The sequence below is a fragment of the Pedobacter sp. KBS0701 genome, assembly GCF_005938645.2.
Lineage (GTDB): Bacteria > Bacteroidota > Bacteroidia > Sphingobacteriales > Sphingobacteriaceae > Pedobacter.
This window is the reverse complement of the sequence record NZ_CP042171.1, coordinates 1,221,435-1,234,425: the sequence shown is the minus strand read 5'-3', so window position 1 is coordinate 1,234,425 and position 12,991 is coordinate 1,221,435. Positions and strand designations below refer to the sequence as shown.

Annotated in this window: 7 protein-coding genes; 2 read left to right on the top strand and 5 right to left on the bottom strand. The window is 40.1% G+C overall.

The window, feature by feature from the left end; all coding sequences use genetic code 11:
* The first annotated feature begins 42 nt into the window (after positions 1-42).
* Both FFJ24_RS04830 and FFJ24_RS04825 read left to right on the top strand, forming a co-directional pair.
* Positions 43-417: a DUF4260 domain-containing protein gene (locus FFJ24_RS04830; RefSeq protein ID WP_138823066.1), complete on the top strand. Its 375-nt coding sequence runs from the start codon at positions 43-45 to the stop codon at positions 415-417.
* Between the two features lie 391 nt (positions 418-808).
* Positions 809-1,963 carry a M23 family metallopeptidase gene (locus FFJ24_RS04825; protein WP_138823063.1) on the top strand — a complete coding sequence of 385 codons (1,155 nt, stop codon included), beginning with the start codon at positions 809-811 and terminating at the stop codon, positions 1,961-1,963.
* A gap of 457 nt (positions 1,964-2,420) precedes the next feature.
* On the opposite strand, the gene FFJ24_RS04820 is transcribed toward FFJ24_RS04825, so the two are convergent.
* The 5 genes from FFJ24_RS04820 to FFJ24_RS04800 form a co-directional block, all read right to left on the bottom strand.
* Entirely contained in the window at positions 2,421-3,743 is a 1,323-nt protein-coding gene (locus tag FFJ24_RS04820; protein WP_138823061.1) for a glycan-binding surface protein, read from the bottom strand.
* A gap of 11 nt (positions 3,744-3,754) precedes the next feature.
* A complete protein-coding gene (locus FFJ24_RS04815; protein WP_138823059.1) occupies positions 3,755-5,524 on the bottom strand; it encodes a RagB/SusD family nutrient uptake outer membrane protein in 1,770 nt (589 codons plus the stop codon).
* 11 nt (positions 5,525-5,535) lie between these two features.
* Positions 5,536-8,736 (bottom strand): TonB-dependent receptor, encoded by a 3,201-nt coding sequence (locus FFJ24_RS04810; protein WP_210419464.1) that lies wholly within the window; start codon positions 8,734-8,736, stop codon positions 5,536-5,538.
* Positions 8,737-9,908: 1,172 nt separating this feature from the next.
* Positions 9,909-10,988 (bottom strand): S9 family peptidase, encoded by a 1,080-nt coding sequence (locus FFJ24_RS04805; protein WP_138823057.1) that lies wholly within the window; start codon positions 10,986-10,988, stop codon positions 9,909-9,911.
* A complete protein-coding gene (locus tag FFJ24_RS04800; RefSeq protein ID WP_138823055.1) occupies positions 10,985-12,982 on the bottom strand; it encodes a TlpA disulfide reductase family protein in 1,998 nt (665 codons plus the stop codon). Before FFJ24_RS04800 ends, FFJ24_RS04805 begins: the two co-directional genes overlap by 4 nt.
* Positions 12,983-12,991 lie beyond the last annotated feature (9 nt).

Genomic DNA, 12,991 nt, shown 5'->3' with positions numbered 1-12,991 from the left:
AGCCCGGACTGATGACATTTGTCTTATCAAAAAATAAATAACATGAAAAAACTGATCAGGGCAGAAGCCATCGTACCATTTCTGATTTCCTTACTACTCATCACCGCATTACCAATTCACATTTCCTGGTGGATGTGGGTTCCGATCTTCCTGTTGCCAGATCTGAGTATGTTGGGCTATCTGATTAATAACAAAGCTGGTGCAATCTCCTATAATATCTTTCACCATCAGCTATTGGCAGTTGTTATTGCAGGATTGGGTTATATTTTCCATCAGCCTTATATCGAACTAGCAGGATTGGTACTACTCGGACATAGCAGTCTTGACCGATTGTTGGGATATGGATTAAAGCTTGAAAACGGCTTCAACTATACCCATTTGGGTCATATTGGCAAATCTGAAAACAACCAGAATTAAAAATCTACGAACAGATCCATTACTGATCATTCCCTAAAGCTCATGGGCCGTTTTAAGTCTGTTGACTGTAGATACCCATCAGAGGGACTTGATTCAGAGTTGAAGTCAAAAATGTCGCGGAACTGATAACAGTTACTTACCAGCAGCAATGTTATAGAATTTCCGGCCAATTAAATTAATATGGTACCATCTGTTCTTTTTTTCTTTTAACACCTGGATTTTATTAATTTCTTATAAAAAAATCTCTAAACCTGTTTATATCATTTATATCAGGATAGTTTTCTCATTGAATATCGGATTGCCTGATAATATTATTCCTACACTATTGGTTTCACCCATTATTGTGTAACATATAGACCTTTTTAAAAGTCTTATAATAAAACTGTATTTTATGAAAATCAGCAATCATATACTATCATTTATAACATGTGTAATCCTCATTTTTTCATTCCGGGCGCCATCGGTGGCACAAACCCTTCCTTCTAAAAAGACTCCGACCACAAAACCTTTCTCATTTCCGCTACAGATGGAAATGCATGTACTTTCTGATCCGACTTCTTTTCCAAGCGGACAAAAATCTGTTCTGATATACGAGTTATACTTAACCAATTTCAGTACATCAGCTATAAGTTTGCGTGGTATTGAATTAAGAGATACTAATAACGAAAACAGCAGCCCCATTGTATCTTTTGATACGCTACAACTGCATAACATGATCAAAATTTTAGGTGTAAATGGCTCAAAGGATAATCTTACTACTATTGTAGGTGGTCAGAGCGCCATTGTATTTATTGAAGCAAAATTAAACAATCCCCTTTCTTTTCCCGACAAAATAACACATCGGGTAATCACAGAGAATGACTCTTTGGACGGGGCAGTAGTTTTTACCCATAAAAGGAAACTTCAGATACTTAAGCCACCCGTAAAAGGTACCGATTGGATCGCAGCCGATGGTCCTGGCAACAGCGTTGATAATCATCATCGGAGAGGCGTTATTATCCTTAACGGGCGGGCGGTTAATTCAAGAAGATTTGCAATCGACTGGAAAAAGGTTAAGGATAGCCTGTCTTTTTCCGGCAATCCGCGTGATGTACATTCCTATTTTTGTTACGGCGAGCAGGTTTTTGCGGTTGCTGACGGAAAAATAATCGCTGCAAATGACGGCTTACCTGATAATATTCCGGGTCACGGAAAAGAATTCCATCCTGCTGTGCCACTAACTTTCGGGAAACTTGCCGGTAACAACATAGTGATTGAGCTGGGTAATGGTCAATATGCGCATTATATGCATCTGCAGCCGGGCAGTGTACGCGTCAAAGCAGGAGATCATGTCCGGAAAGGAGAAATACTAGCCAAAATTGGCAATTCCGGAGATGCGCGTGAGCCACATCTGCATTTCGAGGTTACAACTTCCCCTATGCTACTTAAAGGAGAAGGATTACCTTATTTAATTGATCATTACCGCCTGGGGTTTAAACAAGGTTTTACCGAAGTTCACAACAACGAATTGCCTAAAGAGAAAGAAATCGTTGCTTTTAGGGAATAAAACTTAAGAAGATAATATAACCTTTGCAGGAAGAATGAATGCTATAAAATGCTGTCAGTTCTCCAGAAAATGTAACAGTTGTTGTTTTCCATTTCACATCGGCTTTGATAAGATGCACCATTCGTTTCCGTAATTCGTAGGTCCATTAGAACAAAATACCCGGAAAGAGCCTTAAACCATAATCTGCTGAAAATAAAAAAAGGGCTGCTTTTTAACGAGCAACCCTTTAAAAAACCGACCATGAATCTGACCGGTGAGGCATTAAAATAGAAAAAAAATCGCAAGTATATATTTACAACAAATAAATCAAGCTAGGGGAATAAAATTTGTAAAAGTAAATACCAGCATCAGGTCAAATTCAACTATGAGCGCAAATGGATGTGAAAACATCATTCGGAATTGCCGGAACAGCCACCCCGAATGATGTTAATGACACAGCCTGATCAGCCGGAAATCATCAATTATTATTAATATTTGTAACCATTGGTACAATCCGAAAGTTCGCCATGAAGAGTTGAAATTGCGGCAATGCTTTCGAAGGGAAATTTTGATAATAATTTACAAAGGCCACGCCCGAATTTACACTTGCGTTATCCGTGATATAGCTTTGCAAAGTACCTAAAGGAAGTCCTCCGGAGGTAGCCTTGAAATAACTTAAAGGTATGGTAACGGTTTGCCATTGGTTATTAAAATTATAAGAAGCGGTTGATAAACCAGCCCACCAGCCAAAATTGTTGCAAGTATAAGAGTTAGCGCCCCCATTGGAAATATTCATCCTGTAGGAGATTACACCCGAAGTCCAGGGTTGATTCATGTACAATTCAAACTGGATACCCAGGTTGTTCATCTGCGTTGTGGCCACTATCTGATTTGCCGAATTATCAATCACCTTTTGCAAGGCCTTAACCATCTGGAAACGTAAAAACCCTGTATTGTTCTTGTCATCGTTGCCTGTGCCAACCGCTATATCTTTAGCCGCTGCCGGAATAGCAATAACATTTTGCGGATTATTGGCCAGTTTGGTAGCCGCCGCAACATTAGCGCCTGATATTGTGGTATAACCAGTTCCTCCTGTTTGAGGTACCTGTGCATCGGTTGTTGTTTCCATAAACATCCCTTCCCTGTAATACATGTACGGAGGAGTAGAGTATACAGTTCCATCAATTGTCAGGCTAATTGCGCCGCTTTTATTCATATCGACATTGGCAGGCACAGTAAAAGCGATGGTGGTATCGGTTTTCGCAGCTATTGAAACGGCCAGACTGCCCGGCATCTCCACCTTAGTGGTATTCTTGAGATTTTTTCCACTTACAATCACCATATCCCCGGGAAACGGCATAGTAGCCGAAACGCCATTGATAGCAGGAATACGATTTATATCCCGGAATACAAAATGATTATAAACTGCTTCACCATTTTTCGTAACGATACGGATGGTGTTCCGTACAGTAGTATCGGCAATATCGCCGCCGGTTGGAAGGACAGCTGGTATAGAGAATATAATGTTGTTATCGGTAACATTTGCCGCCGAGAAAGATGTAGCAACGCCATTGCAATAGATTGCGCGCAGCCCCGAAAAACCATGCCCTTGCAAACGCACCCACGCGCCTAGATTAGAAATGTTGATCTGCACAGTAGGATTCGGGTACTGATTAGTCCATACTCCGTCAATCTTTATATCAGCTGTGTTTTGTTTTTTACAGGATGACAGCGCAATACAGGAAAGCAATATGATGCCCATCCCCCAAATAAAATATTTTATATCGATAGCTCTTTTCATAATTATAAAGTTTAAAATTTGTAAGGAACAGGTGCGTCGTTCAAATTGGGGTCACTATTAATTTCAGCGGCCGGATAAGGTAAGGCCCAGATGTTCGACTTGGACCCAATAGCATGTACATAAGAGCCCGCAGGAACGTTATGCACCACCTGCTGTGAAATATAACCAGCCTGAACCCGTGGAGAGTTATCCCAGCCTGCTGTATTAGGAAACTTTGGCGGGTCATAGGTGTACGAATAAGAAGCGTAGTTTGTAAAACTGGTTGTTGGGTCACTGTTTTTCAATTTGTTGTTTAAAAAGTTAAGTGTCCAGTCCATATCGTAAAACGAGCGCCTCACCAGATCAGGCCAGTAGGTCATTTCATAAAACAACTCTTTACGTCGTTCTAATAACAAATCATTTCGTGTAACTAACGTATAAGGCTGATAGCCTGTTGGATTGAGGTAAAAAGCACGTTTTCTAACCTTATTGAAATTTTCCAGCGCTGTTGCATCTGATGTTTGTGTTGCAGTCCCCATAATGGCTTCCGCATACATCAGGTAAACTTCCGACATCCGTAAAGCGGGTGATACCAAACCGCTGTTTCCTGCTACTGCTGCACCATCGGTATCTTTGTTGCTTCCTACAACAAATTTTTTGATGTTACATTTGGTTTTGGAATTAGATGGCACTGTAAAACTGCCTGCTGCCAGCTGTGTACCCAGGTAGGCATAGTTTTGCCCTGGTATAAAAACGTTACCGCGCAATCGCGACTGCGCGCCGTCCTGAACCAGCAACCGGAGCAGGTCATAAGAAATAAATACATTGCTTCCGCCGGTAAGGTTACCGGTTACATCACCGTTAAAAGAAAGATTATTTAATACATTTCCCAAGCCGTAATCTGCAGCGCCAGGTAAAAATTGATAGCCAAAAAGCACTTCTGCATTGTTATTGGTTTGTACTTTCCATATATCTTCATAATTATCAAGCATTTTATAAGATGACAGATTAATTACGTCCAGACAAGACTGCTTCGCCAAATCAAAATATTTCTGTGCCATTTCCGCATTGCTGCTTACGCCATTTCGCTTTAAATATTCGCTTGAAAACCGATTTCCCATAGCATAATCCGCACCGGTAAGCAGTACTCTGGCAAGCATAGCCTCTGCACTGTATTTGGTTACCCGTCCTTTGCTATCTGTAGCGGGCAGGGTTTGAGCGGCAATCGTCAGATCGTTAATGGCATATTGCAGCACATCTTCAAATGAATTAGGAGGCAGCAACGTATTCAGTACATATTTTCTTGGATCATCGATAATTGGCACATCATGCCATAACATAGCCAGATACCAATAAGAATAGCCCCTGATGAAGCGGGCTTCTCCCTCACAACCTTTGGCCCGTGTTGCGTCTACACCGTTGGTTATACTCAATGGTACATAATCATTTATAATGTAGTCTGCTTGAGTTACCGCTACATATAACGATCCCCAGGTTTGAAATAATTCGTTAAAGTTAGAATTTTCGGCAAATAAAGCTAAAGCAGAAATTGTGCCCGTAACCCCATCAACATAAACATTATTTGCCCGCCCCTCTGTAATGGTTCGCGCATAATCATTAAATTTATTCCATGGCGTTGCATACAGGAAAGCCGTGGTTGCCCGAAGATCTTCAATTGTTTTAAAAGAGTTGCTTACCTGCTTTTGTGTATCAGAATGTACTTCCAGGTATTTTTTACATCCGGAAAAAAAGGTAAGCCCCAGTGTACATAGAAGTGTAATAAGTATATTTTTATTTTTCATGATAATAAGGGTTAAAAGTTCATATCCAAACCAAATGTGTAAAAACGGGATGAGGGTATTCTACCGCCATCTACACCATAAGTGAGCATATTTTGACCGTTAAGTGAACCCACTTCCGGGTCATACCCACTATATTTACTGAATGTGAAGACATTTTGCAGGTTAGTATAAACACGTACGCTTTTAATAAAGAACTTTTCCAAAAGCTTGGTAGGGAACTTGTAGCCTAGTGAAACGTTTTGAAGTCGTAAATAAGAAGCATCTTCTACATAACTATCGCTAAAAATGCTATTATTCGTGTTTTGAACAGACATTCTGCCTAAACTGGGGTTTGCTCCCGGCAACACGTAAACATTCCAGATATTGGTATTTGCCGAATTACCGTCTTTGTAACCTAATCTGGCATAGTTGGTTACAATTTCACTAACATTGGAAAGACTTCTGGGATCGTCAGTCCGGCTTCTAAGGATATTGAATACCTTGCCACCAACAGATCCGTTAAAGAAAAAGCTGAAATCAAAATTCTTATAAGAAAAGCTGTTGGTAAGGCCAAAAGTAAAATTCGGAAATGGGCTACCCACATTGGTAATATCTCTCTCATTAACAATACCATCATGGTTAACATCCGCAAACAGCAAATCTCCTATGTAAGTTGATGTAATCAGCGTTGGATCGTTGTTATTGATTATGGTACCGGTTTTATATTTAAAAGTTGGGGTAATTACGGTGCTTGTACCATTGCCATTATCTTTCAAAAAGTCAGCGGCGGAGTTAATACGCCCGATCATTTGATAAGCATAAAACTGGCTTACCGCACTTCCTGCACTTGTAGAGGTGATGATATTTTTTCCGTTCGACGTATCGTACATTGGAATGCTCGCTGTAGCAGTATTCATGCGGGTAACTAGGTTCCGGTTATAGGTAAAGATGGCCGTAGTTTTCCAGCTGAAGTTATCCCTGGTAATATTCCTTGTATTTACAGTAAATTCGAAACCCTTATTTTGAAGGGCGCCTATATTATACCAGGGTGCTTGCGCAGAGCCGGGAATGTCAGATGTACCGGTAAAGGCAGGCAGACTTAACCGAAGAAGCAAGTCGTCGGTCTTTTTAATGTATGAATCAAATACCAGTTCAACCCGGTTATTTAATATCGTCAGGTCCATACCTGCATTCCAGGATTTTGTAGTTTCCCAGGTCAGGTTAGGATTTGAGATATTTGCGGTTTGTAAACCGGTACCCTGACTATTAGTACGTATATTGGACAGGTTACTGTCATAGGCAAAGGCGGCTACATTTGAGTTACCCACAATACCGTAGCTAAGCCTTAATTTGGCGTTGCTGATGGTTCCCTTAAGCGACTTGAAAAAAGGCTCTTCAGAGAGACGCCATGCTATTGCTGCCGATGGAAAAGCGCCCCACTGCTGACCTGGAGCAAAATTTGACGAGCCATCCCAACGCATCGTTCCGGTAAACAAATACCTATCTTTGTAATTGTAAGTAGCACGACCAAAAAATGACATCAGCCTGGAGTTATATCCGCTTCCATTGTTTGTGGCGTAATTAGCATCTCCTGCGTCTAATCCTGTAAGTTCGTTAGAGCCATACTGACGGCTCCCGGTCAGGTAATCGCCTCTCCTGCTGATCATCTCCTGCCCAAGCATTAAACTTGTACGATGATTTGCACCAAAGGATTTATCTATGTTCAGGATATTCTTCCATCCCAGGTAAAAGTTATACGTTTTATCGTGTTTGTTTTCTGTATTGGCCTTGATTGACGCGCCGAACTGGTAGGCCGGCAAAAACTGCAGGAAATTATCTGTGTTGGCATCAACATTCACCTCGGTTCTGAAATTGATTCCCTTTGCCGGAAGCAATTGCAAATACAAATTACCACGGGTATCAAAACGCTCCCTGGTCCGGGTATTTAACATCGCTAACGCAACCGGATTTGAAAAACCAAGGGTATTGGCATCAAGGTCTGAAGTTGGACCGGCAAATGAACCATCGGCATTACGAATCGGAACTGCCGGACTTTGAAACAGCGCATTACCTACTGCTCCGAATGTGGAGATCGCTGTGCTTTGCTTATCCTGAGTAACATTGACCGTAGCGCCTATTTTGGCCCAGGGCTGAATTTCGTTATCCATATTTACACGGAAAACAAACCTTTTATAATTAGCACCCAGCACAATGGCATCCTGGTTCAAATAACCTCCTGAAACGCTATAGGTAGATGCCTTATTACCACCGCGGACAGACAAATCGTAAGATTGCATAGGTGCAGTCTTAAACAATTCTTTCTGCCAGTTAGTGCCTTCGCCAAGATACTCCGGAAAACTAAAGTCTGCTCTCCGGCCATAACCAAGCACATCCGAAAAATCATTGTGGTGTTGCGCGTATTCGCTGAGGTTCATCATATTGATAAGCTTCGGCAGCTTTTCAAGCCCATACCTCGCATTAAAACTTAGAACAGGGCTGGCGTTCTTTCCCTTTTTCATGGTGATCAACACGACTCCATTAGCCCCTTGAGATCCATATATAGCAGTGGCCGAAGCATCTTTTAAAACTTCAACACTTGCGATATCATTCGAGTTGATGCTGGCCAAGGGGTTAACATCGTTGTTTCCTGTTCGCCCGCTGATGATCACCCCATCAATCACATAGATGGGCTCGTTGGTGCTGTTAATGGAATTAACCCCACGAATCTGGACAGAACTTCCGCCACCGGGTACACCGGAATTCATCGTGCTTTGCAGTCCCGCTATCCGCCCTTGTAAGGCCTGATCCAATGTAGTGACCACTGAGTTAGCAAACACGTCCGACCCGATAGAGGATACAGCGCCGGTCAAATCGCTTTTGCGCATCGTGGAATACCCCACCTGTACCACTACTTCGTCCAGGTTCTTTACGTCCGCCTTTAACTGCACATCAATTACCTTTTTATTATTTACGGTGATTAATTGTGCAACAAAGCCTAAAGAAGAAAATTTTAAGATAGCCCCTGGCGGAACCGATATTTTATACACACCATCCTGATTGGTAGTAGCACCTTTTGTAGTGCTTAACTGCGATACTGAAACTCCGGGTAATGCCCCCCCGGCTTTATCTGTCACACGGCCTGAAACCGTAATTTCTTGCGCTGCTACAGACAAAGAGAATAGCAGGATAACGATAAAAATGGGGATTTTAGTAAAAATTTTAGTCATTCTCATTATTAATTGGTTTTAAATCAACTACCAGGTTGTTCATACGCCATCCAAATCCAGACTATAAATTTTGGGCTAATATCAACTACATACTTGGCAGACGAACTATTTGGTTATTTAGAGAGCAAGAAAGCAAATACCGACGGTCGCATTTTTTCTTGTCTTTTATTGCCTCAAAAGTAGAAACACACATCCGTCTAAGCTTCGACAATTGAATAATATTACAAGACAAATGTTCAACAAATGAACATATACCGCCTCTCAAGCTATGATTATAAACGATTTTTTATTTAAAATTTGCTTTTCTCCACTTTGACAAAGTTGATTTGGTGACAATTCAAAAACCAGTTAACGGAGATATTGGGTTAACATCTCTTTAATTAGGCCAACTGCAAGGAAGAATGCCATTGAAAAGTTATTAACCTGAGTTCGGTTAATGTTTATTCATACTGACTGATTTTAAGCCGTTAAGTTAGCGCGATTGCCTTAAGGCTTTATCAAAAAGATTTAAGCTGGCTCCGCTAAACAATTATATTTTGATACATCGTCATCCCCAATTTAATTGAGAATTCTAATGCGATTGCAAAGCAATTTAAGATTAGCGTCGCTGAACACCGCGTGGTCCATCTGCGCGAGAATGACCCAGAGCAAAATTAAATTCCGGCCGCAACTGCTAGATTTTACTTTTGATACGGCCTCATGTTTCCTGCTATTAAGCTCCAGAAATAAATTACCTTGATGAGCCCGCATTAGGGCTTGGTTTACTTCGTAGCTTTCAGCTGCGCTACAGGTCTCGGGATGACGGCTATGAACGAAAATGTCTGTAGTAGCCTTTTAGAGGAATATTAATAACAGAATTGAGGTTCATATCATTTCCAAGCGAATATGTTTTTGAAAAGTTACTAGGCCAATCTTTTCGTTTTAGTACTTGTTACTACCGATCTTTTTGAAGGAAAAACAAAGTGATTTGTTCAGTAAATCTTGAATAGATAGTCAGGATTTGAGAAGACAATTTTTTTGAACTTAATCATTTGATCCGGATCATAATATTCCCTACATTCCAATTATCCGACCGGATAATGATTATAATTTCGTTAACGCTTTCAAAACTAAGGCCAGAATATCCATCCTGGCCATTGATCTAATCATTAACTATACTAATCTTAATATTACCTGAATTACTGAATCGTTTTTTTTATCCAATTTTTGATGATCAACAATGCATCCTCAGAAAAACCAGTTTTAATTTTTGAAATTTCGGCATTATCACACGTTACACAGGCTAAAAACAAATGATTTAAACCAGGCAACTTCATTGTGGTTACTTTCTTATTTCCTCCCGTTAAAGAATAATTTTTCCAGTTAGACAAATTCTCATCCGCGGCTACCATCAAATCCTTATCGCCGTTTAAAGCCAGAATAGGCACTTTAATTTTAGCTATGGTTCTTTTGGCATCATACTGAATAAAATAGCGGTACCAGGGCCCTGTTGAGTTGTTAATAAAACTATATACCGGGAATCGGAAATGATCGAACTGTATATTTAAAGTTTTGAAATAAATATCATCCTTTAACTTCCAACGTTTGTAAGCGTCATTTAACTTCACTTCCATACTATCAGAATTCGCATATCTTAATGCAGTTTCAAACATGATGCGATTGATATCATTCGAACGTTTTTTATCATAGTCGGGCAAGGCCGAGTGGGCAACCAGGTCTTCGTTCTGTTTGATCTGGGCATCAAACCCGCCCATGGCCAATCCGGCCAGACTGATGAGAAACTTTACCTCTTTGCTCCTCGCAGCTGCAAGCGATATTACCGCTCCACCTTCACTATGCCCCATTAAACCAATCTTCGCACGATTGATATCCGTTCTGGTGTGCAGATAGGTAATGGCAGCTAATGCATCGTCGGCAAAATCTTTTGTAGTTGCAGTTTCATAGGTGCCGTTAGTTTTGCCTGTTCCGCGGTCGTCGGTTCTAAGAACTGCAATGCCATTTTTATTAAGATAGCTGGCAATTTCCAGAAAAATTTTATGCCCCGCCATGGTACCGTCCCGATCCTGCTTTCCGGTTCCAGAAACAATCACAACTGTAGGGAAAGATTTTTTTCCTTCAGGTTTACTAAATGTGCCTCCGAAAGTAATTTTTCCATCTGTACTTTTAAATGTTACGCTGTCGCAAACAATTTTTGTTGTTTGCGCAAACGAAACCATATTACAAAGCAGGGCAAAGCCAAAAATTAGTTTGCTTATCATTTGATTGCTTTTGTGCTATCTACCATCATTGAAATTTCATCAGCCAGTTGCGTTGCGCTTCCATTGAAGCCAGTTGACTGAAATCTAATAATACCATTTTGATCAATAACAAGCTTCTGTGGAATACCTGAGATTTTAAATGCTTTACAATATCTGTCCAAAACCTCGCCGGTAGCTTTACCATCTGCTGCCATATTATCGAACAATACATTGAAAGGGTAATTATTTGACTTAATATAATCAGAAACTTCCTTTTTATAGCTGTCGCCCCTTTCTTCAGTATCTACAAAATAGAAAACCACATTAGGGTCTTTGGCATATCTATCAACGGCAAGCTTCATTCCCGGAAAAGACGCTTTGCAGGGAATACACCAGGTTGCCCAGAAATCCATCACCACGGTTTTACCTTTTAAATCACTTAATTTCACAATTTTTCCTTTCAAATCCTGCATGGCGAAATCTACCATGGGCGCCTCAATTTTATGCCTTAATATTTCAGCCTGCATTTTTTTGCTTCCAGTAGAGTTTTTAAGACCTTCAAGATAAGTGTCAAATCCCAATTCACTACCTTTGGCTTTTATATATGAAGACTTCAACAAAGCAATCATTTCTGTACTCGCCTGATTTTCATAAATGCTTCTTTCCAATAACACTGCGAGCCTTTTATTTTCTTTTAAATGATTTAGTGTTATGGAAAGTTCATTATTAAATGCGGCGCTCTTATAGCCTAAAATGGGTTGTGCAATACCGGCATACTTTAAAGCAACCGGGTATTTTCCTGCACGATTTAAAAGATGAATGTGATCAGTAGAAATTTGCGTTGCCAATGCGTTATTGACCATTCCGACCCATTCTTTATTAGATAAATAACCATATTCTTCTGGCTTATCTGATCTGATAAACTCCAGTCTCTTCACTAGCTTTTCCGAAATTTGAAGTAAGGTTTTTTCATCTACTTCTTTTCTTTTCAATGGAATATCTACAATTTTATAGTAGAGAAAGTTAACCATTCCAAAAGAAAGTCCATTTAAATATTTATCCAGGTCAGCATAATTTTTTTCAACGTAGCTACTAAAAATAATAATGTTTTGTTTAATGACATCGTAATTGATCCGATTCTCTTCATTAAATGTTTTATTTGTTCCGGTCTCTGGAAAATCAGCTAAAAACTTTTTAAACCCAGCCAGCATTACATTCATATCGTTGCCTCTGGGTATGGCTTTAAAAGCTGCTAATCTTGCTAAACTGCCGTTGGGAAATTTCTGCATCAGTGCTTTATCAACCGAATCGGCTGTTGTTTTATCCTGAAGTATTCCCGACAAAATCTTTCTGGCATTTAGTAAATCGCTCTCTGTTGCTTCAGCTCGTTTCAGATAAGCTAAAACCCGTTGTAACCTGGGAAATGCATCATCTTTAAATGTTGCTTTAGCAGCGAGCGCGTATGGATAAACCAAAACTGATTTCGATTCTTGATTATATGAAATTTCCTGGTTTAACCAATGGTAGGTCGCCGAGTCAGAAATGCCTTTAAATTTTATATAATTTGGTATATCCATTCCATATTTTGGCGATCGCGACAATCCCCAGCCAGCGTATGCTCCTTTCGCCATCAAACCTTTCCTTTTCTTATCATGCATCATCAGAAAATATCCCTGATCGCGATTGTTATCTACAAGCGTATCCGACTTAAATTTAAAGGCCAGCAAACCACAATCTTTTGGAACGATTATGGAAACACTCCAATTATTTTCAAAGCCGGTCAACGTAATATCTTTGGCGTACCATTTATAATCCTGATAACTATACATTACTGCCGAAACAGCTTTACGACCTTTTAACAAGGTTTTACTTGCATCATATTCAACTTTAATCGTGTCGCCATTGTTCACAATTTCAGGAACTGATCTAAAATTAGGTTTTGTTTGGGCTGAGGTGGTATTAAAAAAAAGGAAGACCACACTTAGCACAACAAGGGATTTTATTTGTTTTTTCATCTGCGTTTG

Excerpts from the sequence above, each read along its gene's own strand:
- FFJ24_RS04830 (WP_138823066.1), top strand. The coding sequence starts at position 43 with ATGAAAAAACTGATCAGGGCAGAAGCCATCGTACCATTTCTGATTTCC.
- FFJ24_RS04825 (WP_138823063.1), top strand. The coding sequence starts at position 809 with ATGAAAATCAGCAATCATATACTATCATTTATAACATGTGTAATCCTC.
- FFJ24_RS04820 (WP_138823061.1), bottom strand. The coding sequence starts at position 3,743 with ATGAAAAGAGCTATCGATATAAAATATTTTATTTGGGGGATGGGCATC.
- FFJ24_RS04815 (WP_138823059.1), bottom strand. The coding sequence starts at position 5,524 with ATGAAAAATAAAAATATACTTATTACACTTCTATGTACACTGGGGCTT.
- FFJ24_RS04810 (WP_210419464.1), bottom strand. The coding sequence starts at position 8,736 with ATGAGAATGACTAAAATTTTTACTAAAATCCCCATTTTTATCGTTATC.
- FFJ24_RS04805 (WP_138823057.1), bottom strand. The coding sequence starts at position 10,988 with ATGATAAGCAAACTAATTTTTGGCTTTGCCCTGCTTTGTAATATGGTT.
- FFJ24_RS04800 (WP_138823055.1), bottom strand. The coding sequence starts at position 12,982 with ATGAAAAAACAAATAAAATCCCTTGTTGTGCTAAGTGTGGTCTTCCTT.